Annotated in this window: 29 protein-coding genes, 2 tRNA genes and 1 pseudogene; 27 read left to right on the forward strand and 5 right to left on the reverse strand. The window is 70.1% G+C overall.

What is annotated here, in order from left to right:
• Nucleotides 1-122 precede the first annotated feature (122 nt).
• The 8 genes and pseudogenes from OIE53_RS28220 to OIE53_RS28255 all read left to right on the forward strand — a co-directional run bounded on the left by OIE53_RS28220 (nucleotide 123) and on the right by OIE53_RS28255 (nucleotide 3,801).
• Complete coding sequence (locus OIE53_RS28220) at nucleotides 123-551, forward strand: RidA family protein (protein ID WP_327024462.1); 429 nt, start codon at nucleotides 123-125, stop codon at nucleotides 549-551.
• Nucleotides 548-1,072 (forward strand): 3-hydroxyanthranilate 3,4-dioxygenase, encoded by a 525-nt coding sequence (locus OIE53_RS28225; RefSeq protein ID WP_327024463.1) that lies wholly within the window; start codon nucleotides 548-550, stop codon nucleotides 1,070-1,072. The genes OIE53_RS28220 and OIE53_RS28225 overlap by 4 nt, the downstream gene beginning before the upstream one ends.
• Entirely contained in the window at nucleotides 1,072-2,094 is a 1,023-nt protein-coding gene (locus OIE53_RS28230) for an amidohydrolase family protein (RefSeq protein ID WP_327024464.1), read from the forward strand. Before OIE53_RS28225 ends, OIE53_RS28230 begins: the two co-directional genes overlap by 1 nt.
• A 28-nt stretch (nucleotides 2,095-2,122) precedes the next feature.
• Nucleotides 2,123-2,341, forward strand: a complete 219-nt coding sequence (locus OIE53_RS28235; RefSeq protein WP_327024465.1) for a type II toxin-antitoxin system VapB family antitoxin — start codon at nucleotides 2,123-2,125, stop codon at nucleotides 2,339-2,341.
• A complete protein-coding gene (locus OIE53_RS28240; protein ID WP_327024466.1) occupies nucleotides 2,338-2,766 on the forward strand; it encodes a PIN domain-containing protein in 429 nt (142 codons plus the stop codon). Before OIE53_RS28235 ends, OIE53_RS28240 begins: the two co-directional genes overlap by 4 nt.
• Nucleotides 2,767-2,774: 8 nt before the next feature.
• Nucleotides 2,775-3,043: pseudogene (locus OIE53_RS28245) on the forward strand (amidase); the annotation flags it as partial.
• A 46-nt stretch (nucleotides 3,044-3,089) separates the two neighbouring features.
• Nucleotides 3,090-3,401 carry an aa3-type cytochrome oxidase subunit CtaJ gene (gene ctaJ / locus OIE53_RS28250; protein WP_442791364.1) on the forward strand — a complete coding sequence of 104 codons (312 nt, stop codon included), beginning with the start codon at nucleotides 3,090-3,092 and terminating at the stop codon, nucleotides 3,399-3,401.
• Nucleotides 3,388-3,801, forward strand: coding sequence for a DUF5130 family protein (locus OIE53_RS28255; protein ID WP_327024467.1), 414 nt, complete (start codon nucleotides 3,388-3,390; stop codon nucleotides 3,799-3,801). Before ctaJ ends, OIE53_RS28255 begins: the two co-directional genes overlap by 14 nt.
• A 122-nt stretch (nucleotides 3,802-3,923) precedes the next feature.
• On the opposite strand, the gene pepN is transcribed toward OIE53_RS28255, so the two are convergent.
• Entirely contained in the window at nucleotides 3,924-6,473 is a 2,550-nt protein-coding gene (pepN, locus tag OIE53_RS28260) for an aminopeptidase N (protein ID WP_327027472.1), read from the reverse strand.
• A 217-nt stretch (nucleotides 6,474-6,690) separates the two neighbouring features.
• Between pepN and OIE53_RS28265 the strand changes: the two genes are divergently transcribed.
• The 4 genes from OIE53_RS28265 (at nucleotide 6,691) to OIE53_RS28280 (ending at nucleotide 9,841) form a co-directional block, all read left to right on the forward strand.
• On the forward strand, nucleotides 6,691-7,314 hold the full coding sequence (locus OIE53_RS28265; RefSeq protein ID WP_327024468.1) for a mycothiol-dependent nitroreductase Rv2466c family protein: 624 nt from the start codon (nucleotides 6,691-6,693) through the stop codon (nucleotides 7,312-7,314).
• Between the two features lie 187 nt (nucleotides 7,315-7,501).
• Nucleotides 7,502-7,942, forward strand: a complete 441-nt coding sequence (locus OIE53_RS28270; RefSeq protein WP_327024469.1) for a hypothetical protein — start codon at nucleotides 7,502-7,504, stop codon at nucleotides 7,940-7,942.
• Nucleotides 7,943-8,055: 113 nt separating this feature from the next.
• Nucleotides 8,056-9,261, forward strand: a complete 1,206-nt coding sequence (locus OIE53_RS28275) for a DUF1015 family protein (RefSeq protein ID WP_327024470.1) — start codon at nucleotides 8,056-8,058, stop codon at nucleotides 9,259-9,261.
• Nucleotides 9,262-9,373: 112 nt separating this feature from the next.
• Complete coding sequence (locus OIE53_RS28280; protein ID WP_327024471.1) at nucleotides 9,374-9,841, forward strand: ribose-5-phosphate isomerase; 468 nt, start codon at nucleotides 9,374-9,376, stop codon at nucleotides 9,839-9,841.
• 101 nt (nucleotides 9,842-9,942) lie between these two features.
• Here OIE53_RS28280 and OIE53_RS28285 read toward each other — a convergent pair whose 3' ends face one another.
• Both OIE53_RS28285 and OIE53_RS28290 read right to left on the reverse strand, forming a co-directional pair.
• Nucleotides 9,943-10,269, reverse strand: a complete 327-nt coding sequence (locus OIE53_RS28285; protein WP_327024472.1) for a hypothetical protein — start codon at nucleotides 10,267-10,269, stop codon at nucleotides 9,943-9,945.
• 183 nt (nucleotides 10,270-10,452) lie between these two features.
• Nucleotides 10,453-11,685: a GNAT family N-acetyltransferase gene (locus tag OIE53_RS28290; protein WP_327024473.1), complete on the reverse strand. Its 1,233-nt coding sequence runs from the start codon at nucleotides 11,683-11,685 to the stop codon at nucleotides 10,453-10,455.
• Between the two features lie 114 nt (nucleotides 11,686-11,799).
• Between OIE53_RS28290 and OIE53_RS28295 the strand changes: the two genes are divergently transcribed.
• The 9 genes from OIE53_RS28295 (at nucleotide 11,800) to OIE53_RS28335 (ending at nucleotide 19,838) form a co-directional block, all read left to right on the forward strand.
• Nucleotides 11,800-12,339 carry a hypothetical protein gene (locus tag OIE53_RS28295; protein ID WP_327024474.1) on the forward strand — a complete coding sequence of 180 codons (540 nt, stop codon included), beginning with the start codon at nucleotides 11,800-11,802 and terminating at the stop codon, nucleotides 12,337-12,339.
• Between the two features lie 360 nt (nucleotides 12,340-12,699).
• Entirely contained in the window at nucleotides 12,700-13,059 is a 360-nt protein-coding gene (locus OIE53_RS28300; protein WP_327024475.1) for a hypothetical protein, read from the forward strand.
• A complete protein-coding gene (locus tag OIE53_RS28305; RefSeq protein WP_327024476.1) occupies nucleotides 13,056-13,346 on the forward strand; it encodes a hypothetical protein in 291 nt (96 codons plus the stop codon). The genes OIE53_RS28300 and OIE53_RS28305 overlap by 4 nt, the downstream gene beginning before the upstream one ends.
• A gap of 9 nt (nucleotides 13,347-13,355) precedes the next feature.
• On the forward strand, nucleotides 13,356-14,372 hold the full coding sequence (locus OIE53_RS28310; protein ID WP_327024477.1) for an MvdC/MvdD family ATP grasp protein: 1,017 nt from the start codon (nucleotides 13,356-13,358) through the stop codon (nucleotides 14,370-14,372).
• Nucleotide 14,373: 1 nt separating this feature from the next.
• The gene (locus OIE53_RS28315) at nucleotides 14,374-15,390 is read left to right on the forward strand and encodes a TlpA family protein disulfide reductase (RefSeq protein WP_327024478.1); all 1,017 of its coding nucleotides are present in this window, start codon (nucleotides 14,374-14,376) and stop codon (nucleotides 15,388-15,390) included.
• Nucleotides 15,387-17,204: an ABC transporter ATP-binding protein gene (locus tag OIE53_RS28320; protein ID WP_327024479.1), complete on the forward strand. Its 1,818-nt coding sequence runs from the start codon at nucleotides 15,387-15,389 to the stop codon at nucleotides 17,202-17,204. Before OIE53_RS28315 ends, OIE53_RS28320 begins: the two co-directional genes overlap by 4 nt.
• Nucleotides 17,205-17,253: 49 nt before the next feature.
• Complete coding sequence (locus OIE53_RS28325) at nucleotides 17,254-17,904, forward strand: MOSC domain-containing protein (protein WP_327024480.1); 651 nt, start codon at nucleotides 17,254-17,256, stop codon at nucleotides 17,902-17,904.
• Nucleotides 17,905-17,964: 60 nt separating this feature from the next.
• Nucleotides 17,965-19,356: an MFS transporter gene (locus tag OIE53_RS28330; RefSeq protein WP_327024481.1), complete on the forward strand. Its 1,392-nt coding sequence runs from the start codon at nucleotides 17,965-17,967 to the stop codon at nucleotides 19,354-19,356.
• Nucleotides 19,357-19,454: 98 nt separating this feature from the next.
• A complete protein-coding gene (locus tag OIE53_RS28335) occupies nucleotides 19,455-19,838 on the forward strand; it encodes a hypothetical protein (RefSeq protein ID WP_327024482.1) in 384 nt (127 codons plus the stop codon).
• Between the two features lie 64 nt (nucleotides 19,839-19,902).
• On the opposite strand, the gene OIE53_RS28340 is transcribed toward OIE53_RS28335, so the two are convergent.
• Nucleotides 19,903-19,976 (reverse strand) — tRNA-Gly (locus tag OIE53_RS28340).
• Between the two features lie 257 nt (nucleotides 19,977-20,233).
• On the opposite strand from OIE53_RS28340, the gene OIE53_RS28345 reads away from it, so the two are divergent.
• From OIE53_RS28345 to OIE53_RS28370, 6 genes are all read left to right on the forward strand, one after another.
• Nucleotides 20,234-20,307 (forward strand) — tRNA-Pro (locus tag OIE53_RS28345).
• A 158-nt stretch (nucleotides 20,308-20,465) separates the two neighbouring features.
• Entirely contained in the window at nucleotides 20,466-21,812 is a 1,347-nt protein-coding gene (gene tig / locus OIE53_RS28350) for a trigger factor (protein ID WP_327024483.1), read from the forward strand.
• Between the two features lie 172 nt (nucleotides 21,813-21,984).
• Entirely contained in the window at nucleotides 21,985-22,623 is a 639-nt protein-coding gene (locus tag OIE53_RS28355) for an ATP-dependent Clp protease proteolytic subunit (RefSeq protein WP_327024484.1), read from the forward strand.
• A gap of 14 nt (nucleotides 22,624-22,637) precedes the next feature.
• On the forward strand, nucleotides 22,638-23,300 hold the full coding sequence (locus tag OIE53_RS28360; RefSeq protein WP_327024485.1) for an ATP-dependent Clp protease proteolytic subunit: 663 nt from the start codon (nucleotides 22,638-22,640) through the stop codon (nucleotides 23,298-23,300).
• A 206-nt stretch (nucleotides 23,301-23,506) separates the two neighbouring features.
• Complete coding sequence (clpX, locus tag OIE53_RS28365) at nucleotides 23,507-24,802, forward strand: ATP-dependent Clp protease ATP-binding subunit ClpX (RefSeq protein WP_327024486.1); 1,296 nt, start codon at nucleotides 23,507-23,509, stop codon at nucleotides 24,800-24,802.
• Between the two features lie 59 nt (nucleotides 24,803-24,861).
• Entirely contained in the window at nucleotides 24,862-25,659 is a 798-nt protein-coding gene (locus OIE53_RS28370; RefSeq protein ID WP_327024487.1) for a carbon-nitrogen hydrolase family protein, read from the forward strand.
• Nucleotides 25,660-25,665: 6 nt separating this feature from the next.
• On the opposite strand, the gene OIE53_RS28375 is transcribed toward OIE53_RS28370, so the two are convergent.
• The gene (locus OIE53_RS28375; RefSeq protein ID WP_102660820.1) at nucleotides 25,666-25,893 is read right to left on the reverse strand and encodes a hypothetical protein; all 228 of its coding nucleotides are present in this window, start codon (nucleotides 25,891-25,893) and stop codon (nucleotides 25,666-25,668) included.
• Nucleotides 25,894-26,477 lie beyond the last annotated feature (584 nt).

Below are 26,477 nucleotides of genomic sequence, written 5' to 3' on the forward strand. Positions count from 1 at the left end.
CGCGCGGATCGGCCTGGTGGGGGTTCCGGGCAGCCCGACCGGCTCCGGGCGGTCAGGCTTGATCCCTGCGCCGGTCGGGCTGCCCGGAACCCCTGACGTGGTGCGGGTCGAAGGGGGTCGGCATGGCTGACGGGGCGCGGGTGGTGGCGGGGAAGGCGGTTCCTCGGGGGGCGTTTCCGCACGTGAAGGTCGCGGGTGGGTTCGTCTTTGTTTCCGGTACGTCGTCGCGGCGGCCGGACAACAGTTTCGCCGGGGTATCGGTGGACGAGTTCGGTACGACGGACCTGGACATTCGGGTGCAGACCCGCGCGGTGATCGAGAACATCGGTGACCTGCTGCGCTCGGTCGGCGCCGACCTGTCCGACCTGGTGCAGGTGACCTCGTACCTGGTCAACATGAACGACTTCGGTGGGTACAACGAGGTGTGGGCGGAGTTCTTCGACGCCACCGGGCCGACCCGGACGACCGTGGCCGTGCACCAGTTACCGCATCCGCACCTGCTGATCGAGATGCAAGCCGTGGCCGTGTTGCCCGAAGGAGGTCAATCGTGAGTGAGATCGTCGAGCCGTTCAGCTTTCCCAACTGGATCGCCGAGAACCAGCACCTGCTCAAGCCGCCGGTGGGCAACAAGGAGATGTTCCCCGGGTCGGACGACTTCATCGTGATGGTGGTGGGCGGCCCCAACCAGCGCACCGACTTCCACGTCGACCCGTACGAGGAGTTCTTCTACCAGGTCAAGGGCAACATGCATGTCAACCTGATGACCCCGGAGGGGCCGCGTACGGTGCATGTGCGCGAGGGACAGATGTGGATGCTGCCGCGCAACACCCCGCACTCGCCGCAGCGGCCCGAGCCCGGCTCGATCGGGGTGGTGGTGGAACGGGTCCGTCCGGAGGGGACCCTGGAGAAGTTCCAGTGGTACTGCCCGGAGTGCGGGCACAAGGTGCACGAGGTCGAGTTGCAGGTCCGCGACATCGCCGCCGACCTGCCCCCGGTGTTCGGCGCCTTCTACGCCGACGAGGCGGCCCGCACCTGCGGCAACTGTGGCACCCTGCACCCGGGCAAGGGCTGATGGCCCAGCCGCTTGCCCACCCGGTGGTGGACGTGCACTCGCATGTCGTACCGAAGGGGTGGCCGGACCTGGCCGCAGCCTGCGGCGGGTCCGGCTGGCCCTGGCTGCGGATCGACTCGGAACGCGAAGCCATGATCATGGTGGGGGAGACCGAGTTCCGCCCGATCGGTGCCCAGTGCTGGGACGCGCCCACCCGACTGGCCGACATGACCGCCGACGGCGTGGACGTGCAGGTGGTCTCGCCCACCCCGGTCTTCTTCGGCTACGAACGCCCGGCCGACCAGGCGGTGAAGGTGGCTCGCATCTTCAACGACCTGACCCTGGAGGTGACCGCGGCCGGTGGTGACCGGCTGCTGCCCTTCTGCCAGGTGCCGTTGCAGGACCCGGACGCCGCCTGCGCCGAGTTGGACCGCTGCCTGGCGGCCGGCCATGTCGGTGTGGAGATCGGCAACCATGTCGGTGACCGGGACCTGGACGACGCCGGGATCGTGACCTTCCTGACCCACTGCGCCGAGGTCGGCGCCCCGGTCTTCGTCCACCCCTGGGACATGCCGGGTGGCCCCCGCCTGGACCGGTGGATGGCCCGGTGGCTCACCGGGATGCCGGCCGAGACCCACCTGTCGGTGCTGTCGATGATCCTCGGTGGGGTCTTCGACAAGGTGCCGCCCAGCCTGCGGATCTGCTTCGCGCACGGCGGCGGCAGCTTCCCCTTCTGGCTGGGGCGGGCCGACAACGCCTGGCACCGCCGGGGCGACCTGGTACGCGGTGCCTCCGCCACCCCACCCAGCTCGTATGTCGACCGCTTCTTCGTCGACTCGGTGGTCTTTGCTACACCGGCCCTGCGCCTGCTGGTGGACACCATGGGCCCCGGTCAGGTGCTGCTCGGCAGCGACTACCCGTACCCGCTGGGGGAACGCCCGGTCGGCCGGGTGATCCACGAGGCGGACTTCCTCACCGAGGACCAGCGCGCCCTGTTGCTGGGCGGCAACGCCCGACGGTTCCTCGGCACGGATCGTATATAACGAAGGCTGGCGCGTATATAATCGTCGGATGAAGACGGTCATAGATCTTGACGATGAGCTGCTTGAACGGGCCCGTCGCGAGTTGGGCACCAAGAGTAAGAAGGACACCATCCACGCCGCGCTCCGGATGGTCGCGGAGCGCGGCGAGCGGGTGGAGGCGATCCGCGAGCTGCTTTCGGTCGATCGCGACTGGAGTGGTCTGCTGGAGGACGACAAGACACCGCACGGTGAGCGGGACGTCGCGTGACACCGCCGCCCGGCCTCTATCTCATCGACACCTCGGCCTGGGGGCGGCTGCGTCATCCGGCCGTCGGCAAGCGCATCCGGGCGCTCCTGGAGGAGCAACTCGCCGCGACCTGTCTGCCGCTCGATCTGGAGGATGGGCGCAGCGCCCGTGACTTCCGCGATGCGATGACCATTCGCGCCCGGCGCGCGGAGCTGATGATCGACCTGCCGATCAGTTCCGCAGTGGCCACCCGGGCTCGCGATCTGCAGTTGGCATTGACGACTCGCGGTCACCACCGGGCCGCGAGTCCGGTCGATGTGATGGTGGCGGCGGCCGCAGCCGAATACTCGTCGACCGTCCTGCACTACGACCGGGATTTCGATCTGCTGGCGGAGGTGGGTGGCCCTCGGTCCGAATGGGTGTCGCCGCCCGGCACCCTCTCCTGAGGTGCCGGAACTTTGACCGGCAACGCTGCTTCTCGCGTACTGTGCCGTGTTCGACGTCACGGGTGATCCGTGCGTCTCGTGGCCGGTCGGCACGACCGCCGAAGGGCTGCCGATCGGCGTGCTCCTCACCGAACGGTACGGTGCTGAGGCGACACTGATCGCCACAGTTGCGCAGGTTGAGCACTTGTGTGGCGGATGGGATCGCGACCCCGCGCTTTGGCGAAGCGTCGGCTCCGCTAACGTGAGTGGCAGCGGAGTCGGGAGGTCACCGCGGTGACCCGCCACCCGATCCGGTCGAAGGTCTCTCTTTCCGCCTGGGGGCGTTGGGATTGTCTGTAACCGACACGTTGCTGGTCTTCGTCGGCATCCCGGCAGCCGTCGTGCTGGTGATCGCCGGCCTGGTGTACGCGGGTAGCCGGGACGGGGGCGGCGGCGGTGCCAAGCGCTACCGGCCGGGCCGTCCGTTCAACTTCACGCCGGTCTGGTTTCTCGGTAAGCCGGACGAGCTGGCCGACTCGGCCGGCACCGTGCTGGCCGCCGGGGCTCAGGCGCCGGCGTTGACCGGCCGCAAGCAGGAGCAGGCCGGCGCCGAGGCGCCGGCTGGTGGAACCGGAGGCGCAAGTGACCGTTGGTGAGATGCAGCCCGAGGCGGGGACCGACCCCCGGCCCGACGTGCTGGACGGGCCCTTCTCGACCCGTCAGCTGCTGCGCATCGACGAGGCGCTGCGGCTGGCCGACCGTACTACCGGTCTGGTCTTCTCGGTCTTCGTCGGCGGTCTCGACGAGCCGGTCCGGGAGCACGCCGAGCGGCTGCACGGGCAGCTCGCCGACCCGGACCGCTCGGTGCTGATAGCCGTGTCGCCGAACCAGCGGCAGCTGGAGATCGTCACCGGCCGGTACGCCCGCAAGCGGGTCCCGGACACGTACGCCAAGATCGCCGCGCTGTCGATGGTGGCCTCCTTCGGCGGTGGTGATCTGGCCGGCGGCATCATCCAGGGCCTCGACCAGCTCTCCCGGTACGCCGGCAAGGGCTGACCCTGCCAAGCACGATCGAGCCCGGCTCCCGCGACTGCGGGGCCGGGCTCAGTCGTGTCGGATCAGGTGCGTCTGGAGTGCCCGGCGCGGGCGGATGATCCACCCGCGCCGGGAAACCTGCCTCAGGCGGTGCGGGCGTCCCGGGCCCGTGCGGCCACCGCCCGGATCACCCCGTCGCGGCCCTCGGCCACCAGCCGGCGCAGCGGCGCCGGGTAGCCGGGCTGCGCCAGCCAGGCGTCCGTGGCCTCGACGGTCTCCTCCTCCACCAGGTACGCCGGGTAGGCGAGCAGGGCGAACTCCTGCGCCGGCTCACTGTCGCGGCTGGCCCACACCTGTCCCACGGCCTCGAAGTACCGCTGCCGGTACGGCGTGATCAGCTCGACCTGCGCCGGGTGGGTGAAGCCCTGCAACAAGGCCCGGTTGCGCCAGTTCGGCAGGGCCTCGGCACTGGTCAGCTGGGCCCAGACGGCCGCCTTGTTCTCCTCGGTCGGCACCAGAGCGTGGGCGTACGCGGCCTCCCGCTCCCCGCTGGAGGTCCGGTCCCCGGCCAGCTCGGCCTCGATCTCCGGGGCACCGGCCGCCCCGTTGGCCACCAACGCGTGGAGCACGCTCCAGCGCAGCTCGGTGTCGATGGTCAGCCCCTCGGTCACCTGGCTGCCGTCCAACCAGCCGCGCAGCACGGCCAGGTCCTCCGGAGCGCGGGCCGCCGAGACGTACGTCCGGGCCCAGGCCAGCTGGAACCCGCTGCCCGGCTCGGCTGCGGCCAGGGCGGTCCGCGCGGTACGGGCCAGCTCGGCCCAGCCGGTGGGGGCCCAGGCCGGGTCGGCGTAGAAGGTCAGGGCGCTGCTCGCCTGCCGCAGGGTGGCGGTGACCAGGTTGATGTCCGTCTCGGCGGGCAGACCGGCCAGCACCAGCGCCACGTAGTCGCGGGTGGCCAGTTCGGCGTCGCGGGTCATGTCCCACGCCGCCGTCCAGCACAGGGCCCGCGCCAGGGAGGACTCGAACCCGCCGATGTGCTGCACCACCGTGGCCATCGACCGCTCGTCCAGCCGCAGCTTGGCGTAGGTGAGGTCGTCGTCGTTGAGCAGCAGCACGTCGGCCGCGGGCACCCCGACCAACTCGGTCAGCTCGGTCAGCTCACCGTCGATGTCGACCTCCAGACGCTGGCGGCGCACCAGCCGGCCGTCGGCGAGGTCGTACAGACCCACCCCGATGCGGTGGGTACGCAGGGTCGGGTACCCCTGCGGGGCCTCCTGCCGCACCAGCACCCGCTCGTACGCGCCGTCCGCGCCGATGGTCAGCTCCGGCCGCAGGGTGTTGACCTGTGCGGTCTCCAGCCACTGGGCGGCGAAGGTGCGCAGCTTGCGACCGGAGGCGGTCTCCAACTCGGTGAGCAGGTCGTCGAAGGTGGCGTTGCCCCAGGCGTACTTGGCGAAGTAGGCCCGCAGACCGGCCAGGAAGGGCTCCAGCCCCACGTACGCGACCAGCTGCTTGAGCACACTGGCACCCTTGGCGTACGTGATGCCGTCGAAGTTGACCTCGACCGCCTCCAGGTCCGGCATCTCACAGTAGACCGGGTGGGTGGAGGAGAGCTGGTCCTGCCGGTAGCCCCAGTTCTTCCGGACGGACAGGAAGGTCGTCCAGGCCTCCGTGAACCGGGTGGCGTGGGTGTTGCACCAGTGGCTGGCCCACTCGGCGAAGGACTCGTTCAGCCACAGGTCGTTCCACCAGCGCATGGTGACCAGGTCACCGAACCACATGTGGGCCATCTCGTGCAGGATCGTGTTGGCCCGCTGCTCGTACTCGAAGTCGGTGACCTGGGAGCGGAACAGGTAGTGCGACTCGGCGTGGGTGACACAGCCGAAGTTCTCCATCGCGCCGGCGTTGAAGTCCGGCACCCACAGCTGGTCGTACTTGGGCAGCGGGTAGCGCACCCCGAACTGCTCGTGGAAGAAGTCGAAGCCCTGCTTGGTGACCAGGAACAGGTCGTCGCTGTCGAGGTACTGCGCCATCGAGGTCCGGCAGAACAGGCCCAGGTCGATCCCGTCGTGGCTGTCCCGCACCTCGTGGTACGGCCCAGCGCACAGCGCGGTGATGTACGTGCTCATCCGCGCCGAGGTGGCGAAGTGGACCGTCTTGAGGTCCTCACCGGCCGGCTCCACCCGCTCCACGGTCGCGTTGGAGATCACCTTCCAGTGCTCCGGGACGGTGGCGTGCCAGGTGTAGACGCTCTTGAGGTCGGGCTGGTCGAAGCAGGCGAAGACCCGCTGGGCGTCAGCCGTCTCGAACTGGCTGTACAGATAGGTCTCCCCGTCCACCGGGTCGACACTGCGATGCAGGCCCTGCCCGGAGTTCGAGTACGCGAAGTCGGCGTCGACGACGAGGAGGTTCTCCTCGGCCAGCCCGGTCAGGGTCAGTCCCTTCTCGGCGGAGAAGTCGGTCAGGTCGACCGGGGTGCCGTTGAGGGTCGCCGAACGCACCGAGTCGGCGGCCACCTCGATGAAGGTGCCGGCGCCCGGTTCGCTGCAGCGGAAACGCACCTCTGTGATCGACCGGAAGGTGCGACCCCCCGCCGCGTGGACGGCACTGGACAGGTCCAGATTGATGTCGTACCCCGTCACCTCGAGCAGGCGGGCCCGCTCGGTCGCCTCGACCTGCGTCAGGTTGCGCACTCCCGGCACGTTCGTCTCCATCCGTTTCTCGCCGTACCCCACGGCCACATCATCGTGGACCGCCTGTGACGGCCCGTCCGATCCTGAAGTCTTCCACGGACGGGCAGCCGGTGGTGGGCGAGGTCACGCTGTGGTATCCAGCGCGATCGGGTCGCTGTGGAGTAAGGATCGGAGGGTGCACCGCTGCCCGGTGCCAGCATCCCGAAGGGACCTCGCTATGAACGAACGCACCAGCGTCGACATGTGGTTCGATCCGATCTGCCCCTGGGCGTGGGTCACCTCCCGCTGGCTGCTGGAGGTGGAACAGGTCCGCGACGTCCAGGTCCGGTTCCGCGTGATGAGCCTGTCGGTGCTCAACGAGGGCCGCGAACTGCCCGAGCCGTACCAGGAGGCGATGCGTACCGGCTGGGGGCCGGTGCGGGTGTGCATCGCGGCGGAGCAGCGGTACGGGTCGGCGGCGGTGGGTGCCCTCTACACCGCCCTGGGCATTCGGATCCACCTCGGCAAGGAGCAGGTCGGCCGCGAGTTGTTCGTCGCCGCCCTCACCGACGCCGGCCTGGACCCCGAACTGGCCGAGGCCGCCGAGGACAGCGGCCTCGACACCGCCCTGCGGCAGAGCCACGAGGAGGGCATGCGGCCGGTCGGCACCGAGGTGGGCACCCCGGTCATCCACGCACCCGGACCGGAGGGCCGGAAGGTGGCCTTCTTCGGCCCGGTGGTCACCCCGGCACCCAAGGGGGAGGCCGCCGGTCGGCTCTGGGACGGGGTACTGCTGGTGGCCGGCACCCCCGGCTTCTTCGAACTCAAGCGCACCCGCGACCTCGACCCCATCTTCGACTGAGGTGCAAGGAAGGGCCCCTTGTTAACGCCTCGGGTATAGGCCGGGTCCCTTGTTAACACCAGCTCCGCGTCGCCTCGGGCGCCGTACCCGGCGTCACCGCTGCCTTCGTGGAGTCGTTTGACCAGGTGTCCGCAGAGAGCCGGCGGGCCGCACCCGTGCCCGTCGGCCGCACTCGTGGAGGCGCCAGATGGCCAAACACCGTGCCCCGGTTTCCGACCGTCGGGCTCGTAGGGAGAGGACCGGCAACGAGGCGACCCACCCGGCGGACCTCAGCCAGCCGGTACCCAGGCAGGACCGGGAGAGCCCTCGACCGGACTTCGCCGAGGCCGGACTGACCTTCGGGGAGCGGCGCGAGTGGGCCGCCCCCCGACCTGACCTCGCCGAGCTGTGGCCCGGCCCACCGTACGACCGCTCCGGCGGTGGGCCGGCGCCGCAGCAGCGTCCGCTCAACGCCCCCGGGGTGCTCGGGCGTACCCCCGTGGTGGGGGTCGCCCGGGTGCCGGCCACCTCCCGGCTGACGCCGCCCGGTCGGGAGATCCGCAACCAGGGCCCGCGACCGGTACGACGTCCCGGCGTGGTGCCGGCGCCCGCCGGCCGGCATCGTCGGGCGGCGGAGCCGGACTGTTAACAAGGGACCCCTGCACTACCGCAGGCGTTAAGCGGGGGCCCTTCCTTTCACCTGGTGGGCGGGGGTGTGGGTCGGGCGGCGGGGCCGGAGGCGGCGACGGTAGCGTCATGGTCATGACGGTCGTGCACCCGATCACCCGGGCTTGGATCACCACTGGCGGCACCGGAGCGCAGAACTACGACGAGTTCGCCGACGACGCGGAGATCACCGCGATCATCGAGGCGAATCCGCACAGCGCCCTCGGCATCGAGATGCCACACCGGGCTCCGGACAGCCTCGGCAAGTCCTTCGGCGACGCGCTGCCGGACGCGGTGACCCGGCTGGCCGAGGCGAAGGCCGACGGCAGCTACACCCCCGCCGAGCAGGTCGTGGTCCTGTACCGGATCACCGCGCCGGGGGAGGAGCCGGCGTACGGCATCTTCGCCATGGTCGACACCGATCAGATCTCCACCCGGGCCGACGAGCCGGGCCTGGTCATCCGCAACGAGGACGTCTTCATCGCCAAGGTGCGCGAGCGGGTGGCCCTGGCCGAGGCGCTGGGGCACCTGCTCTCGCCGGTGCTGCTGTTGCAGACCGGGCGCGGTGACGAACTGCACGCAGCGCTGGCCAAGGCCACCGACGCGGCCGGCGCACCCGCCGCGACCGACCTGGACCAGGCCGGGCGTACGCACGCCATCTGGCTGCTCGGGCCGGGCCCGGAGCAGGACGAGCTGACCGCCCTGGCCGGTGGCGGGGAACTGGTCGTCGCCGACGGCAACCACCGCAGCCTCGCCGCCCAGACCGGCGGATTCCGCCGCTTCCTGGCGGTGGTGACCACCCCCGCCTCGGTGGCCATCCAGCCGTACAACCGCCTCATCAGCGAGCTGCCGACCACCCCGCAGGAGCTGCTCGACCGGCTGACCGCCGCCGGTGCGCAGGTCAGCTCCGTCGAGGGCCCGGCGCAGGTCCCGGCCGCCGGCGGCACCATCGTGCTCCAGCTACCCGGCCAGGCGTACGCGGTGACCCTGCCGCACACCGGCGCCGGCCGGCTGGAGAACCTCGACCACGCCCTGGTCGAGCGGCTGCTGTTGCGCGACGCCCTGGGGCTGGACCCGGGGGACAAGCGGATCACCTACGTCGGTGGCGACTACCCGGCCAGCTGGCTGGCCGGTGAGGTCGAGGCCGGCCGGGCCGAGTTGGCCATCCTCATCGCGCCGGTGACCGTGGACGACTTCGTCGCTGTGAACCTGGCTCGGGAGAAGATGCCGCGCAAGAGCACCTGGTTCACCCCGAAGGCGCGTGGCGGCCTGGTGGTAGCGGAGCTGCCGGACCCGGCGTGAGGGTTGTCGGGTCGGTGCCGGGTGAGGTTCGCACCGACCCGAAAGGGGCATAGTCGCACCTGGGTACCGCCCCGCCGGTGCCCGGTGCGGCCGGCCTGACAGACTGCCCGGTATGCGCGTCTACCTGGGATCCGATCACGCCGGTTTCGAGTTGAAGGTGCACCTGGCCAACCATCTCGCCAAGCAGGGGTACGAGGTGGTCGACGTCGGCCCGCACGTCTTCGACCCGGACGACGACTACCCGGCCTTCTGTCTGCACGCCGGCACCCGGGTGGTGGCCGACCCGGGCAGCCTGGGTGTGGTCATCGGTGGCTCCGGCAACGGCGAGCAGATCGCCGCCAACAAGGTGGCCGGAGTCCGTGCGGCTCTGGCCTGGAGCATCGAGACCGCCCAGTTGGGCCGGCAGCACAACGACGCCAACGTGGTCGCGGTCGGGGCCCGTCAGCACACCCTGGACGAGGCCACCGCGATCGTCGAGGCGTTCCTGACCACGGCCTTCTCCGGCAGCGAGCGGCACGCCCGCCGCATCGCCCAGGTCGCCGAGTACGAGCAGACCCGCAAGCTGCCCGACCTGCCCTGACTCTTCGTTACAGACCAACTCCGTTACGCCGAAACGGCGGGGTCCCGTGGCTGCGGATCCCGCCGTTCGGCGCAACTGCGAGCAGCGACCGCACAGCCGGGTCAGCGGCGGGGGAGTTCGTCGCGGGGGATCCAGTTCCGACGGACGATGACGATCTCGGCCTCGGCGGCGGCCAGGTCCTCCTCGGTGGGGCGGGCGGCGTCCCGGGCCCGCATGGCCGCGGTCACGCTCACCTGTGAGGAGCCGGATCCGACCAGTCCGCGTAGCCCTCGTTCGCCTTCCTCGGCTCCGCCGCCGCGTCGTGCGCGGGGCGGCGGCTCCCCGCCGTCGTGCACTCCTGCGGTTGTCGCCGCGGCGCCGGCGTCGGTGGTCTGCGGTGGTACGCCCTGGTGTCGGTGTCGTCGTCGCCGTCGTCCCTCGTCCGCCACCCCACGACCCTACCTGGGATGACGGTTGTCGATCACGGTCTCACGGCGGGTCATACCCTCGATGTTTGACAGTGAAAGCACATACGGACGCACCACCTCACTCACCGTCAGCGGTGGAACCGAGCTGGTCTGTGCCAGACCGCCGACCGGAGTCGAGCCGGTCGGCGGTCGGTGCGGGCAGGGTCAGAAGACCTCGAGGGCGGAGGGGGCGCGGTGCCAGCCGACCGCCGGATCGGCGGAGGCCAGGGCGCCGGGCCGCAGTTCGCGTAGCCGGCCGGCATCGGCCAGGGCGGTCAGCCGGGCACCGCCGAGGTACAACTCGCCCAGGCAGCTCACGTCGCAGGCCAGGTCGGCCGGATCGGTCACCGGTACGCAACTGGCCGCCGTCGGGCCGCCCTTGAGCCGCCACCGGCCGCTGTTGGCGGGCAGCAGGTCATCGGTCACCTCGATCACCACGTCGATGTCGGTGGCGTAACGCCGGGCGGACAGGGCGCCCGGCACATCGACCACCCGTACCCACAGGGCGTCGACCAGAGTCGGGCTCAGTCGGCGTGGTTCGTCGACCATCCGCAGCAGGGGCTCGTCCACGGCAGCCCGCAGGAAGGTCACCTGGCGGGTCAGGTCCATCGAGAGCAGCAGCCGCCAGATCGCCCGGTACCCGGCGACACTGGTCGCCACCACCTCGTCGACCGTGGTCTGACACTTCGGGCCGGTGCCGTCCCACTCGGCCTTGGTGCGGAACAGGCCGTACCCGTCGATGCCCTCGGGTCCCTCGTGCAGCACCACCCGCCGCTCGGTGGCGCCGCCCCGGTGGGCCTGCGGATCCAGCAGGACGTAGCGCCACCAGCGCTCGTCGCGGGCGGACCAACCGGGTCGGGCAGCGCGTACCCGGTCGTACACCCGGCTAAGGTCCGCCAGGCGGTCGGCCGGAGAGTCCAGGCGCAGTCGGCCCTCGTCGGCGGTCGGCGGCGGTAGCCGCAGCTCAAGGGTGTTGCCGGTGATCTGGAGTCGCTGCGCCGCCAGGCCGTACCCGAAGCGGGGATAGATCCGGCCCTCGCTGGCCCAGAGCACCGCCACCGGTTCCCGGCCGGCCTCGTGGATCTCGGTCAGTTGTCGGCGCATCAGCGTGGTGAGCAGACCCCGCCGCCGGTGGGTGGGGGCCACCCCGACCATGCTGACGTGGGCGGCGGCCACCTCGCCGCCGGGCACCCCCAACGCCCGGGTGAAGGCGGCGGCGGTGCCGACCAACTCGGGACCGTCGCGTATCAGCAGGGCACGCTCCGGTTCGAAGATCCTGCGTTCGGTCTCATGTGCCTCGGGTTCGAGGCCGTGATGGAACAGGAAGTTGAGGTGGCGCCCCATCTCGTCGAAGTCTTCCGGGCGGGCGCTGCTGATCGGCAGGGAGCGGCTGGTCACGGCTTCGTGTCTAACGGATGGGCACGGGTGCGGCGACCTATTTGCGGGCTGGCTACCCTCGAAGCAGGGCCGGACGGTGATCGAGTTCACCGCCGACCGAGGGGGAGGGACGAGATGGCCGACAAGACGCAGCCGTGGGCGGAGCGGACCGTGGAGGTGCCGCCGCAGCCCGGTGCGGGCATTCCGTCGCAGCGCGACCCGTACCGACGCGGGGTGGCCTCGGTCGGTGCCAGCGCACCGCGTACCGAACCGTTTCCGACGGTGGACCAGGTGCCGACCGGCACCGGCTGGCCGGGTGAGCCGGCGCCGCGCCGGCCGTTGAGCTGGCATGTGGCCCAGCTACGCAAGGGCGGCGAGTGGAGTACGGCCGGCGCCCTGTTCGCCTTCGTGTGCTGGGGGATCTGGGCGATCTCCGGCGGTGGCGATCTGGCCGGGCCCTTCCTGATCTTCGTGCTGAGCCTGCTGGTGGCGGCGGGGTTGTTCGCGCTGACCCGGCTGCTGGGCCGGCTGGTGCTGGAGCGGCAGTTGGGCCGGGTACGGCGCAGCGCGCGGGGCGCTCATCTGGTCACCGCGGTCTTCCTGACCGGCCTGGGCATCGCCTACCTCCAGCAGACCCAGTGGATCATGGACGCCTGGAACTGGCTGACCACCTGAGTCGCGTCGTCGGGCGGGTCGACGTTCACGCCGACCCGCCCGACGGAGCCGGTCGCGCATTGCGACCGGAAGGTCGTCACTCCACCAGGACGGCCGCTGCATACCCGGCCGGAGCCGGTTCATCCCCCGCGACCACCAGCGGTGCCAGGTCCGCCACAGTCCGGACATGAGAGATTCTGTCCGGCTTGGCCGCAAATTTACTGTCGTCACCGTACTTTAGCGCGACCAGACGCTTATGCCGGTAAGCGGAAAATGGGGCCGCTAGCAGGTGAAATGCTGTCACCGCAAGCATCGCGGGCCGTGAAAATTCCATGAACTGAGGTCTTCTCAAATCTCAGCGCGTCTATAAGGATGGGCTCTGTGAACGGGGCACAGGACGAAGGTGATGGATTTCCGGGGGACACCAGCGTCCCGGTGACTGTCCTTCGACTGGACCGCCCCGAGCTGGACGGCACCCGTCTCGTCGTGCGGGCCGTCGATGTCGAACTGCGTGAACGCCGTCGTGGGCACCATCTGGCACCACTGGGATACCTCTACGATCGCGCCGACCACGACGAATTGGAATCCGATCTCATCCTTGACGCCGGGCACTATGACGTGGGTGACCAGACCTGGTCATTTTCCGCTGAGGTACCCGGGATTATCGGCCTTACCGAGCCGCTGTCGTCGGCTGACAACCCGCCAGCCGAAAAAGTCGGAGAAGAAGGAGATCACCCGTGACGACCACCCTGACCCGCAACCCCCTGCGCACCTCGCTGTCGATGACCAGTGGGCACGACTTCAGCCAGCCGCTGCCCGCCGACCACGACCGCCAGCCCTTCGGCTACCTCTTCGCCAACTGGGAGCCGGGCACCCCGGCGGAGACCGAGACCGAGCTCGGCTACTACGACGCCGACCAGCAGGTCTGGGTCACCCCGGACGGCGCGATCACCGCCGGTGTCTACACCAAGACCCGCACCTCCGGCTCCAACTGCGGAGACTGCGTAACCGACGACGCCTGCGCCTAAGGACAACGCATGACCACCTCGCCATCTGATCGCGGGATCCTGATCTTCACCCAGGACTTCGATCCCACGGTCGACCCCGTCGTGCGGACCCTCACCGCCCGGGGGGCCGACATCGTCCGCGTCGACCTGAGCTACTTCCCGCAGACGCTGACGTTCACCACCTCGGATTTCGATGGCGAGCGGCGGCGGCTGCTGCACCGCGGGCGGGAGGTCGATCTCGATCGGCTCTCCGGGGTGTGGTACCGCCGCCCCACAGCCTTCCGCTTCCACGAGCAGATGAGCGAGGCCGAACAGCAGTTCGCCCGCAACGAGGCCCTGCACGGCATCGGCGGCATCCTGCGCAGCACGGACTGCCTCTGGGTCAACCGTCCCGACGTCGACGCGGTCGCCGAGCTCAAGCCCTACCAACTCCAGTTGGCCAAGCAGGTAGGCATGCGGGTGCCCCGCACCCTGCTCACCAACGACCCCGCCGAGGTACGCGCCCTGGTCGGTGCCACCGACCAGCCCGTGGTCTACAAGGCCCTCACCGGCGGGGTGATCCACTATCCGGGCGCCTTCCCCAGCGGCCTCTACACCACTGTGGTGGGCGAGGAGGTGCTGGCCAACGCCGACCGGGTCCAGCACACGATCTGCATGTTCCAGGAGTACATCGAGAAGGCGTACGAGGTCCGGCTGACCGTCGTCGGGAACACCTGGTTCCCGGTGGTGATCGACTCCCAGGCCCTGCCCACCACCTCTGTCGACTGGCGCGGCGAGAACCACCTGCCCTACGGCCCGTACAAACCACTGCCCGACGAGGTGGTGGCGAAGACCCAACGCCTGCTCGACCGCCTCGGCCTCGTCTACGCGGCCATCGACTTCATCGTCACCCCCGAGGGGGAGTACGTCTTCCTGGAGGTGAACCCGGGCGGCCAGTTCATGTGGCTGCAACACGACCTGGGTCTGCCGATGGACGAGACCATCGCCGACCTGCTGCTGGCCGGCGGCCCCTTCCGGCAGGGCGAGGTAACCCAGGTCGGCTACTGAGATGATCGGGGCGTTGCTGCTCGTCGCCCAACTGGCCCTGGTCGGCACCCTCGGCTGGGCCCTGGTGGGCAAGGTACGCGACCGGGCCGCCTTCGCGGCCTTCCGCGCCTCGCTGCCGCGTACCGTCGGGGTGCCGGCGGCCCGGGCGGGGGCCCTGGCGGTGGCCGTCCTGGCGGCCGAGGCGCTCACCGCCGGGATCCTGCTGGCCGCGGTCGCCCTCCCCGCCCTGGCGGCTGCGGGCTTCGCGCTGGCCACCGGCCTGTTCGCGGCCTTCACGGTGGCCGTGGCCGGGATGGTCCGTCGCGGGGTCCGGGAGCCCTGTCACTGCTTCGGGGGCGCCGAGAGTCCGCCCGGCCCCGCGCACGTCCTGCGCAACCTGCTGTTGACCGCGGTCGCCCTGGGCGGGGCGGCGCTGGCCTTCGGCGGGGTCCGGCCACCGTCGCTGTCCACCCTCACCGCTGAACCGTCCGGAGCTGACATGGCCCCCTCGTCCGTCCTGCTGCTCGTGGTCACGGTGCTGTGTCTGGTCAACACCACCGTCCTGCTGGTCGTGCTCGCGCAGCTACGGCGGCAGTCCACCCTGCTGAAGGTCAGCATCGAGGGGGTGGAGAACCCCGAGCCGATCATGCTGACCGCCGGTGCCACCGTCGGCGACTTCACCGCCACCACGGTCGACGGCACACCGGTGTCCCGGGCCGGGCTGCGGGGGGAGACCCTGGTGGGGTTCCTCTCCCCGAGCTGTCCGGCGTGCGCGGAGAGCCTGCCCGGGTTCGTCGCCCGGGCCGAGGCGATCCCCCGGGAGCAGACCCTGGCCGTGGTGCTGGGCACCGGTGAGGCCGCCACCCAACTCTGCGAGCGGCTGGCCCCGGTGGCCCAGGTGATCAACGAGCCTGAGCGGGGCCCGGTGGCCCGCGCCTTCGGGGTGGACGGCTACCCGGCGTTCGGGCTGCTCTCCGGCGACACCGTGGTCGCCAGCCACTTCGTACTCGACCGGGTGCCCGTCACCAGCGCCTCGTGATCAGACAGGCAGGCGGCTCGCTGGCCGAGGCCACCCGGATGGCCTGGGCCGCATCCCGCGGCTGGCTCATCGCCCGAGTGCTGCTCGCCGTGGTGGCGGGCACGGTGCCGGTAGCCGTCGCCTGGCTGATGAAGGTGGTGCTGGACCGGCTGGCCGCCGGCGACGACCGGCTGACCGGGCCGGTGCTGCTGCTGGCCGGCGCGGGTGCCGCCGCGGTGCTCATGCCCGAACTGGGCCGCTATGTCGACGCCGAGCTGCAACGGTCCGTCGGGCTGACCGCGCGGCAGCGGCTGTTCGCCGCCGTCGGCCGGATGCTCGGGCTGCGCCGGTTCGAGGACCCGGAGTTCCACGACCGGCTCAGCATCGCCGCCGAGACCGGCCCGGCCGGGCCGCCGGAGGTGGTCAGCGGCTTCCTCGGGGCCGCCCAGGGGCTGCTCACCATGGCCGCCTTCCTCACCACCCTGGCCGCCATCAATCCGTGGATGGTGCTGGTCGTGGCGGCGGCCGCCGTACCCACCCTGCGGGCGGAACTGCGCCTGGGCCGCCAGCGGGCCGCGTTGCTCTGGGAGTACGGCCACGCCGCCCGGCGGGAGTTCTTCTACGCCCAACTGATGACCAGTGTCACCGCCGCCAAGGAGGTCCGCCTGTACGGCCTCAGCGGGCTGTTCGGCGCCCGGATGCTCACCGAACTGCGCGGCATCCACGCCGGCCAACGCCGGATGGACCGGCGTGAGCTGCTGGTCCAGTCGGTGCAGGGGCTGCTCGGCGCGGTGGTGGCCGGGCTGGGCCTGTTCTGGGCGGTCACCGCCGCCCGGTCCGGCGCGCTGACCATCGGCGACGTCTCCGTCTTCGTGGCCGCGGTCGCCGGGGTGCAGGGCGGGCTGAGCAGTGCCTTCGTCAACGCCGGGCGACTGCACGAGGCGATGCTGCTGTTCGGGCACTACCGCTTCGTCGTGGAGGCCCCACCCGACCTGCCCGCCCGCCCCACCGCCCTGCCGCAGGTGCCACCGCTGCGGCAGGGAATCGAGTTCGACGACGTGTGGTTCCGCTACGACGAGGACCTGCCCTGGGTGCTGCGGGGGGTCAGCTTCACCCTTCCCGCCGGGTCCTCGGTGGCCCTGGTCGGGCACAACGGGGCCGGCAAGAGTTCGCTGGTGAAACTGCTGTGCCGGTTCTACGACCCGAGCCGGGGCAGCATCCGCTGGGACGGGGTGGACCTGCGCGACCTGCCCCCGGCTGAGCTGCGGGCGCGGATCGGGGTGCTGTTCCAGGACTTCATGTCGTACGACTTCAGTGCCGCCGACAACATCGGGATAGGTGCGGTGACCGCCCTGGAGGACCTGACCCGGATTCGGGCGGCGGCCCGACTGGCCGGCGTGGACGACATCCTGGGGGCGCTGCCCCGGGGCTACGACACCATGCTCACCCGGGTCTACATGAACGCCGAGGACCGCGACGACCCCACCACCGGAGTGGTGCTCTCCGGCGGCCAGTGGCAGCGGGTGGCGTTGGCCCGGGCGCTGATGCGCGAGGAGGCCGATCTGCTGGTGCTGGACGAGCCCAGCGCCGGCCTGGACGCCGAGGCGGAGTACGAGGTCAGTCGTCGGCTGGCCGCGCACCGGGCCGGCCGGACCAGCCTGCTGATCTCCCACCGGATGAACACCGTGCGCGACGCCGACCTGATCGTCGTACTGGCCGACGGCACGATCACCGAACGCGGCGACCATGAGGAACTGATCGACCTGGACGGCACGTACGCCCGGCTCTTCCGCCGTCAGGCCGCCGGCTACCAGGACCCGCAACCGGCGGCCTGACGACCAATTGAGTCGCCGCCCTGGGGTGGGTCGGCCTAACATTCGCCGGATGCGAGTGCTTTCCGTGAACGTGGGCAGACCCCGGCCCAACCCGGCCAAGGGTGGGTTGACCGGCATCGACAAACGCCCGGTGCAGGGCCCGGTCGCCGTCGTGGTGCCCGGCCCCAAGGGCACCGGCGAGGTGGGTCTGGTCGGTGACCGGGTCTACGACGTGAAGCATCACGGCGGCACCGACCAGGCCGTGTACGCCTACGCCCGGGAGGATCTGGACCGCTGGGCGGCCGAGTTGGGCATCACCCTCGGCAACGGCGGCTTCGGGGAGAACCTGACCACCGCCGGCCTGGACGTCAACGCCGCCCTGATCGGGGAGCGCTGGCGGATCGGGCCGGACGTCGTACTGGAGGTGTCCTCCCCACGGATCCCCTGCTCGACGTTCCAGCACTGGCTGCAGCAGCGCGGCTGGATCAAGCGGTTCACCCAGGCCGCCGTGCCCGGGGCATACCTGCGGGTGATCGAACCCGGTGAGCTTCGCGGCGACGACCCGATCGAGATCGTGTACCGGCCCGACCACCAGGTCACCATCGAGCTGGCCTTTCGTGCCCTGACCCTCGAACCGGAGCTGCTGCCGCAGTTGCTGGTAGCCGAGGCCCTGCCCGAGGAGGCCCGGGACTCCATCCGCCGACGGTCGGCCACCGGGTAGGCCCCATGCGCCGAGATGCGCACCCGCCACCGGGGAACTACGGTGTGTGGTCGGGGCGACATGGAATCAGCACTGACCGCACCACCAGCACCGCCAGCGGAGTTGGCAAGGGTACGCCGCTGGCCGGTCTCCCTGGTCCTGGCCGGGGTCATGTTCCTGGTGCTCTTCGACAGCCTCGCGGTCGCCACCGCCCTGCCCCAGATCGGCCGGGAGTTCGCCATCTCCCCGGACCAACTGCAATGGGTGATCACCCTCTACTCCCTGAGCATCGGCGGGTTCCTGCTGCTCGGCGGTCGGGTCTGCGACCTGTGGGGTAGGCGGCGCCTGATCGTCACCAGCCTGGGGGTCAACACCTTCGGCCTGCTGCTCGCCGGCGCCACCTCCTCGCTGCCGCTGCTGTTCGCCGGACGGGTACTCCAGGGCCTAGGTGCCGCCTTCGCCATCCCCGCCGCCTTGGCGTCGGCCGCCGCACTCTTCCCGGAGGAGCCCTGGCGCAGCCGGGTCTTCGCGGTGGTCGCGGCCGCCGCCAACTCCGCCGGGCTGGCCGGGGCCGTCTGCGGTGGGGTGATCACCTCCTACTGGGGTTGGCGCTGGATCTTCCTGGCCGTCGTCCCGGTGGGCCTGGTGGCGATGCTCGCCGCCCTCCGGCTGTTGCCGCCGGATCAGCCGACAGCCGGCCGCCGATCCCTGGATGTCACCGGTGCCCTGCTGGCCACCGGCGGGCTGGTAATCCTGATCTACGGCGCCACCCGGGTCGCCGAGCAGGGGCTGTCCGGTCCGGCACCGGCCATCGTCGTCGCCGGCCTGCTCCTGCTGGCGGTCCTCGTCCCCCTGGAACGCCGGATACGTGACCCGCTGCTCAAGCCCGCCCTGTTCCGTTCGCGTTCCCTGACCGCCAGCTGCCTGGCCTTCGCGGCCCACTCGGCGTCGTACGCGGCGATCGTCGTCGTGGGCAGCCTCCACCTCCAGGAGATCCACGGCCTGTCGGCCGCCCAGACCGGTCTCGTCCTGGCCCCGGTCCTGCTCGGCTCCCTCATCAGCGCCGCACCGGCAGGCTGGCTGGTCCGCCGCTACGGCCCGCGTACGGTCGTCACGGTGGCCCTGACCCTCTGCGCCGGCAGCCTCGCCGGGGTGGCGGTGGGTACCGGCGGCTCCCTGCCCATCGTGATCGCCTGGCTGGTCGCCTGGGGGCTCAGCGCCGGACCCGTCTATGTGGCCCTGACCCGGGAGTGCATAGGCGCTGCGGCCCCGGAGGACCGAGGTTCGGCCTCCGCGCTGTTCGAATCGACGAACCATGTCGGCGGCGCCCTCTCGGTGGCGGCGTTCCTCACCCTGCTCGGCGCGGGCGTCGGCTACGGCACGGTCCAACTGGTCGGCGCCGCCGTCGTCGGCCTCGGCATCCTCGCCACCATCGGCCTTATGCCCAGATCGAAGCCCCAGACCAGGACCTGAAAGCTTCGGTACCGTCCGCCAACTGAACCCCGCCTGAGCGGGGCGGTAGAAGGCTTCGGGGTAGCGCCGGTGCACCGACTCGGGGAGGATCATCCTCCATGTCTGAGCGAGATCTGGCCGGAACCTGGCGCGGCATCATCGACGGGGACAGCAAGTCCTGGGTGGTGTTCGCCCACGGCACCTGCGTCGTGTTGCCAGACCCCGGACCCGACATCGACCTCGCCGCTCAGGCCGTCGACATCCTGCGTGAGTACGGCCCCGTCCACCCCGGCTCGTCCGCCGGAGACTTCGGCACGATCACCCTCGACCCCGGTCTCGGATGGGTGGTCTACGGCCACCACGACGACGTGCTGACCTACGTGGGACCCGACGAGATCTCAGACAGCAGCGACCTGGCCATCGGGCTGTACGGCCGCCACAAGCGCGACCGGGACGGCCACGAGCTGCACGTCATCCACGTCGAGGACAAGCGGCCCGGGTAGTCGACGCCGAGCTTCCGCCATCACTGGTTCCGGCGGTCATGGCGCTGACCTGGGCCGGAGTTGATGGAGCGGGCGACGGGAATCGAACCCGCACCGTCAGTTTGGAAGACTGAAGCTCTGCCATTGAGCTACGCCCGCGTACGCCCGGAAACCCGGACGCGCCGACAGCCTACCCAATGCCCGCGATGAGCGCGCGGCCGTATCCCCGCCGCCGCGCCGGCGTCGGCCCCGCGGTTTCGGCGATCTGGGGGTACCCGGCCGGCACCGATGCAGCAACATCGGCGAAACGGCGGCCAGCACACAAGCCAGGCGTGTCCGATTTGGGGTTGTTCGGCGCGTTGGGGGATGCCCCGGCATCCGGTTGTCGGGTCGAAGGCATAGACTGCTCGACGCCACGGGGTGTGGCGCAGCTTGGTAGCGCACTCGCTTTGGGAGCGAGGGGCCGTGGGTTCAAATCCCGCCACCCCGACTGCCTCCAGCGTGGGGCCGGTGCACCCGGGACGGTGGGCGAGCGGGATGCTTCGCCGCCGGGTCCCTGGGCGCTGCCGGTCGGCCACGCCGGTTCGCCTACACTCGATGGGCCGAAGTGCGCCCAGAATCAACCGAGATCCGTCAAGGAGTACGCCTGTGAAGAGCACCGTCGAGACTCTGAGCCCGACGCGCGTGCGGCTCGCCATCGAGGTGCCGTTCGTCGAGCTCGAGCCGAGCCTCAAGAAGGCGTACCGGGAGATCGGCCAGCAGATCCAGATCCCCGGCTTCCGTAAGGGGAAGGTGCCGGCGGCGATCATCGACCAGCGGGTGGGCCGGGGCACGGTGCTCAACGAGGCCGTGCAGGAGGCCATCCCGCAGAACATCCTCGCCGCGGTCCGCGAGCACGACCTGAAGACCCTGGGCCGTCCCGAGGTCGACATCACCGAGTTCAACGACGGTGACTCGCTGAACTTCACCGCCGAGGTGGACGTCCGGCCGGAGATCACCGTGCCGGACCTGGCCTCCCTCGAGGTCGTCGTCGACGAGTTGCAGATCGACGACAGCGAGATCGACGAGCAGGTGAAGAACCTGCGCGAGCGGTTCGCCACCCTCAAGACCGTCGAGCGGGCCGCGGCCGAGGGCGACTACGTCCAGATCGACCTGCGGGCCACCGTCGACGGCGAGGAGGTGCCGGGCGGCTCGGCCAGCAACATCTCCCACGAGGTGGGCAGCAAGCAGCTGCTGCCGGGCCTGGACGAGGCCCTGGTCGGCCTCGCCGCCGGCGAGGACACCACCTTCACCACCCAGCTGGTCGGTGGCGACTTCGCCGGCCGCGACGCCGAGGTCCTGGTGACCGTGCGTACGGTCAAGGAGAAGGAGCTGCCCGAGCTGAACGACGAGTTCGCGCAGCTGGCCAGCGAGTTCGACACCATGGAGGAGCTGCGCAACGACCTGCGTGAGCGGGTCACCCGGGGCAAGCGGGTCGAGCAGATCTACGCAGCCCGGGACAAGGCCCTGGAGCAGCTCGTCGAGGCCGCCGAGGTGCCGGCGCCGGAGGGTGTCATCCGCGACGAGGTGGAGAGCCGCAAGCAGGCGATGGTCGACCAGCTGGAGCGGATCGGCGCCTCGATGGAGGACTACCTGGCCGCCGAGGAGAAGACCGAGGAGCAGATCGACGCCGAGCTGACCGAGGCCGCCACCCAGGGCATCAAGGTCCAGCTGCTGCTCGACACCCTCGCCGACGCCGAGGACGTGCAGGTCTCCGACGACGAGTTCGGCCACGAGATCGTCCACCGCGCCCAGCGGGCCGGCATGGCCCCTCAGCAGTACTACGACCAGCTGGTGCGCTCCGGCGCCGCCGGCGCGGTCTTCGGTGACGTCCGCCGGGGCAAGGCGCTGGCCGCGGTCATGGAGCGCATCACCATCAAGGACACCGCAGGCAACGAGATCAGCCTGGACGCGCTGCGCGAGGCCAGCGAGGCGGAGCACGGGCACGAGCACTGATCGTCGGGTGAGGGCCACCGTCCGCCGGTCGCGGTGGGTGGTGGCCCGACCCCTTTCCGGGTACGAGTCCCGGGCCCCCTGCGCTGAGAGCGAACAGTGCCCGGAGCGGGACTCTGCCGCCCGGCTGAGCGGTTAGTGTCGGACAGGACGGTACGGAGAGCGAAGGGCTGCCATGACCGACATGCACATCCCAGCGAAGCCGCGGGCGCTCGACGCCCGAGGCGGCGACTCAATTGGCAACCTCGACGACTCGGTCTACAACCGGTTGCTCAAGGAACGCATCATCTTCCTCGGCAGTGAGGTCAACGACCAGGTGGCCAACCGCATCTGCGCGCAGCTGCTGCTGCTCGCGGCGGAGGACCCGGACCGGGACATCTTCCTCTGGATCAACTCGCCGGGTGGCTCGGTCTACTCCGGCATGGCGATCTACGACACCATGCAGTACATCGACAACGACGTGTCGACCGTGGCGATGGGCATGGCGGCCTCGATGGGCCAGCTGCTGCTCTGCGCGGGCACCAAGGGCAAGCGGTACGCTCTGCCGCACGCCCGGATCATGATGCACCAGCCCTCGGGTGGCCTCGGCGGTACCGCCTCGGACATCGCGATCCAGGCCGAGCAGATGCTCTACACCAAGCGGATGTTCCAGGAGCGGGTCGCGCACCACACCGGACAGACCCAGGCGCAGATCGAGGCGGACTCGGACCGCGACCGCTGGTTCACCGCCCAGGAGGCCATGGACTACGGCTTCATCGACAAGGTGATCATCGGGGCCGCTCAGGTTCCCGAGGGCGCCGGGACCCTGAGCTGATCGAGGAGCAGACGATGACCGACCTCAGCCTGCCGCCCCAGTTCGCGGCCGTGCACAACCGCTACGTCCTGCCGTCGTTCGTCGAGCGCACGTCGTACGGGGTCAAGGAATCCAACCCGTACAACAAGCTCTTCGAGGACCGGATCATCTTCCTCGGCGTTCAGGTGGACGACGCGTCGGCCAACGACGTGATGGCCCAGCTGCTGACCCTGGAGGGGACGGACCCCGACCGGGACATCATCATGTACATCAACTCGCCCGGCGGCTCGTTCACCGCGATGACGGCGATCTACGACACCATGCAGTACGTCCGGCCGGACATCCAGACGGTCTGCCTCGGCCAGGCCGCCTCCGCCGCGGCGGTGCTGCTGGCGGCCGGCACCCCGGGTAAGCGGATGGCGCTGCCGAACTCGCGGATCATCATCCACCAGCCGGCCACCGAGGGTGGCTACGGGCAGGGCTCGGACATCGAGATCCAGGCCCGGGAGATCCTGCGGATGCGCACCCAGCTGGAGGAGATGCTCTCCCGGCACTGCAACCGGCCGGTCGAGAAGGTCCGCAAGGACATCGACCGGGACAAGATCATGACGGCCGAGGAGTCCCGGGAGTACGGGTTGGTCGACACAATCCTCAGCAGTCGCAAGAAGGGTCTGCTGGCCGCCAACGCGGCCGGCTGACCTGCACGGGATCAGGGGCCGGTCGGGTCTGTCACCCGCCGGCCTCTGACACACCCGTTTTGGGGGTCGGAGAATGCCCCTGCAGCGGGTAACGTCGGGTCAGTACCGCTTCGTCGGGCGACCGGCGTGGTGGGTGGAGACGGGCAGAGCGAAGCGTCCGCAGGTCGTGGCCGGGGCTCCGGCCGATGAGTGCAGGGAGAACGTAGGTGGCACGGATCGGTGACGGCGGCGACCTACTCAAATGCTCCTTCTGCGGCAAGTCGCAGAAGCAGGTCAAGAAGCTCATCGCGGGCCCCGGGGTCTACATCTGCGACGAGTGCATCGATCTCTGCAACGAGATCATCGAAGAGGAGTTGGCCGAGTCCGGCGAGGTGAAGTGGGAAGAGCTTCCCAAGCCGATGGAGATCTGCCAGTTCCTCGACACCTACGTGGTGGGGCAGGAGCAGGCCAAGAAGGCGCTCGCCGTCGCGGTCTACAACCACTACAAGCGCATCCAGGCGGAGGCGGCCAACGCGCCGGGCGCCGGTAACGACGGCGTCGAGCTGGCCAAGTCGAACATCCTGCTGTTGGGCCCGACCGGGTGTGGCAAGACCCACCTGGCGCAGACCCTGGCGCGGATGCTCAACGTGCCCTTCGCCATCGCCGACGCCACCGCCCTGACGGAGGCTGGCTACGTCGGCGAGGACGTGGAGAACATCCTCCTCAAGCTGATCCAGGCCGCCGACTACGACATCAAGCGCGCCGAGACCGGCATCATCTACATCGACGAGGTCGACAAGATCGCCCGCAAGTCGGAGAACCCGTCGATCACCCGTGACGTCTCCGGCGAGGGCGTCCAGCAGGCCCTGCTGAAGATGCTCGAAGGCACCGTGGCGAACGTGCCACCGCAGGGCGGCCGCAAACACCCGCACCAGGAGTTCATCCAGATCGACACCACCAACGTGCTGTTCATCTGTGGTGGTGCCTTCGCCGGCCTGGATCAGATCATCGAGGCGCGTACCGGCCACGGCGGCACCGGCTTCGGCGCCCGGCTCCGGGCCGTCTCCGAGCGTTCCACGGACGACATCTTCAGCCAGGTGATGCCGGAGGACATGCTCAAGTTCGGGCTGATCCCGGAGTTCATCGGCCGCCTGCCGGTGATCACCAGTGTCCGCAGCCTCGACCGGACGGCCCTGGTGCGCATCCTCACCGAGCCGCGGAACGCCCTGGTCCGGCAGTACCAACGCCTCTTCGAGCTCGACGGGGTGGAGCTGGAGTTCGAGCGACCGGCTCTGGAGGCCATCGCCGACCAGGCCATGCTGCGCGGCACCGGTGCCCGTGGCCTCCGCGCCATCATGGAAGAGGTCCTGCTCTCCGTGATGTACGAGGTGCCCAGCAACCCCGACGCCGCCCGGGTGCTCATCACCCGTGAGGTGGTGCTGGAGAACGTCAACCCGACCATCGTCCCGCGCGAGTTCACCGGACGTCGGGCCCGACGCGAGCGCGAGGAGAAGTCGGCCTGATCCGGTAGGGGAGTGCCTTACCCTGCCGGTTTCGACCGTCCGCCCGTACCCTGGCTGTCATGCGCGTCGCCGTCTGCCAGCTGAACTCCCGCGACGACCGGAAGGCGAATCTCGCCGCCGCGGAGGCCTTGATCGATCGCGCGGCCGACGCCGGCGCGGACCTGGTGCTCCTGCCGGAGTATGTCGACTATCTGGGGCCGGGTGCCAAGATGCCGGCGCCGGAACCGGTCGGCGGCGAGGTGGGTCAGTTCTTCGCCGACGTCGCCCGTCGACGGGGCATCTGGCTCATCGCCGGCTCCTTCCACGAGGCCGGCCCCGACCCCGAGCACACCTGGAACACCACCCTCGTCTTCGACCGCGCCGGCACTCTCGCCGCCAGCTACCGCAAGATCCACCTGTACGACGTGGAGATCCCCGGTCGGGTCTCGTACCAGGAGTCGGCTTCGGTGGCCCCGGGCGACCAGTCCGTGGTGGTGGAGGTCGAAGGGCTGCGGGTGGGGCTGTCGATCTGTTACGACCTGCGCTTCCCCGAGCTCTACCGGCAACTCGCCACCGAGGGTGGTGCTCATCTGCTCGTGGTCCCGGCGGCCTTCATGATGCACACCGGGCGTGACCACTGGGAGGTCCTGCTGCGCGCCCGAGCGATCGAGAACCAGTGCTTCGTCGCGGCTGCCGGACAGACCGGGGACCACGAGCCGGGCCGGACCTGTTACGGGCGCAGCATGGTGATCGACCCCTGGGGGACGGTGTTGTCCCAGGTGCCGGACGGCCCCGGGTTCGCCATCGCTGAGGTGGACATCGACCGGCTGGCCCGCATCCGAGCAGAACTGCCCAGCCTGGCAAACCGCCGGCTCTGAGCGCGACTATCCCTGCAGCAGTACCCCCACCACCGCGAAGCCGGCGATGGCCACGGCCGTCACCAGCAGGGCGGTGCTCATTCGCGAGGGGCCCCGCCGGACCAGCCGCCCGATCGACACCACCACGGCGAAGAGCACGAAGGCCCCGATGATCAGTTGCCAGAAGGGGAGTAACAGGCCGAGCAGCGCGTCCTCGGCGAGGACCGGGCTGGTAGGCCGGGACACGTCATCCATGTCAGACACTCTGGCACGCCGGTGCCCTCTGCGGTCGCCGCCGCGAGGACACAGTTGCGCAGATGCTTGTACGTGCCAGGAGTGTGCGCCCGAGGGCAGGTAGCTGACGCCCGTGCGCAGGACGGGCTGCCGGTGAATTCCGCTCACCCGAACCCCGACCGGATGAGAGACACCTTTGGATGCTGATCCCTGATCGACAGTCGCTGATTTGCCTTCTCCGGTGGGTGCGCGTAACTTTCTCTCTGCACGAGGGAGGCCGGGCAAACCGGCCGAGAACGGGCGCCGGTCTTACGAGTGATCGTGAGGCCGAGACCGGGCGGTGCGAGTGGGCCTGAAGTTGAGGTTGCAATCGCGAAGCCGACCGGGTAAGGTTCTGGAGCCGGCAGGAGCCGGGCGGGTTGCCTGAGGGCAACTGGCCGGTCTGCGGTTCTCCACGGAAGAAGCGACCGCCGAGAGGCGTGCGCCACCGCGGGCCCGAACGATCTCAGAAGGTCTGAGCCTGAGCTTAAGGTTTGACCCGCGAGAACGATTCGGATAGTTTGGAGCGGTTGCCCCAGACAAGGTTTCGGATTCGAGGCCGAGTT

Source organism: Micromonospora sp. NBC_01739 (assembly GCF_035920385.1).
GTDB lineage: Bacteria > Actinomycetota > Actinomycetes > Mycobacteriales > Micromonosporaceae > Micromonospora.

What these genes read in the sequence shown, in the direction of transcription:
- OIE53_RS28235 (WP_327024465.1), top strand. Translation starts at nt 2,123, where the DNA reads ATGAAGACGGTCATAGATCTTGACGATGAGCTGCTTGAACGGGCCCGT.
- OIE53_RS28295 (WP_327024474.1), top strand. Translation starts at nt 11,800, where the DNA reads ATGGCCGACAAGACGCAGCCGTGGGCGGAGCGGACCGTGGAGGTGCCG.
- OIE53_RS28220 (WP_327024462.1), top strand. Translation starts at nt 123, where the DNA reads ATGGCTGACGGGGCGCGGGTGGTGGCGGGGAAGGCGGTTCCTCGGGGG.
- OIE53_RS28275 (WP_327024470.1), top strand. Translation starts at nt 8,056, where the DNA reads ATGACGGTCGTGCACCCGATCACCCGGGCTTGGATCACCACTGGCGGC.
- OIE53_RS28355 (WP_327024484.1), top strand. Translation starts at nt 21,985, where the DNA reads ATGACCGACATGCACATCCCAGCGAAGCCGCGGGCGCTCGACGCCCGA.
- OIE53_RS28265 (WP_327024468.1), top strand. Translation starts at nt 6,691, where the DNA reads ATGAACGAACGCACCAGCGTCGACATGTGGTTCGATCCGATCTGCCCC.
- OIE53_RS28360 (WP_327024485.1), top strand. Translation starts at nt 22,638, where the DNA reads ATGACCGACCTCAGCCTGCCGCCCCAGTTCGCGGCCGTGCACAACCGC.
- OIE53_RS28310 (WP_327024477.1), top strand. Translation starts at nt 13,356, where the DNA reads ATGACCACCTCGCCATCTGATCGCGGGATCCTGATCTTCACCCAGGAC.
- OIE53_RS28325 (WP_327024480.1), top strand. Translation starts at nt 17,254, where the DNA reads ATGCGAGTGCTTTCCGTGAACGTGGGCAGACCCCGGCCCAACCCGGCC.
- OIE53_RS28270 (WP_327024469.1), top strand. Translation starts at nt 7,502, where the DNA reads ATGGCCAAACACCGTGCCCCGGTTTCCGACCGTCGGGCTCGTAGGGAG.
- OIE53_RS28330 (WP_327024481.1), top strand. Translation starts at nt 17,965, where the DNA reads ATGGAATCAGCACTGACCGCACCACCAGCACCGCCAGCGGAGTTGGCA.
- OIE53_RS28315 (WP_327024478.1), top strand. Translation starts at nt 14,374, where the DNA reads ATGATCGGGGCGTTGCTGCTCGTCGCCCAACTGGCCCTGGTCGGCACC.
- OIE53_RS28280 (WP_327024471.1), top strand. Translation starts at nt 9,374, where the DNA reads ATGCGCGTCTACCTGGGATCCGATCACGCCGGTTTCGAGTTGAAGGTG.
- OIE53_RS28375 (WP_102660820.1), bottom strand. Translation starts at nt 25,893, where the DNA reads ATGGATGACGTGTCCCGGCCTACCAGCCCGGTCCTCGCCGAGGACGCG.
- OIE53_RS28370 (WP_327024487.1), top strand. Translation starts at nt 24,862, where the DNA reads ATGCGCGTCGCCGTCTGCCAGCTGAACTCCCGCGACGACCGGAAGGCG.
- OIE53_RS28335 (WP_327024482.1), top strand. Translation starts at nt 19,455, where the DNA reads ATGTCTGAGCGAGATCTGGCCGGAACCTGGCGCGGCATCATCGACGGG.
- OIE53_RS28230 (WP_327024464.1), top strand. Translation starts at nt 1,072, where the DNA reads ATGGCCCAGCCGCTTGCCCACCCGGTGGTGGACGTGCACTCGCATGTC.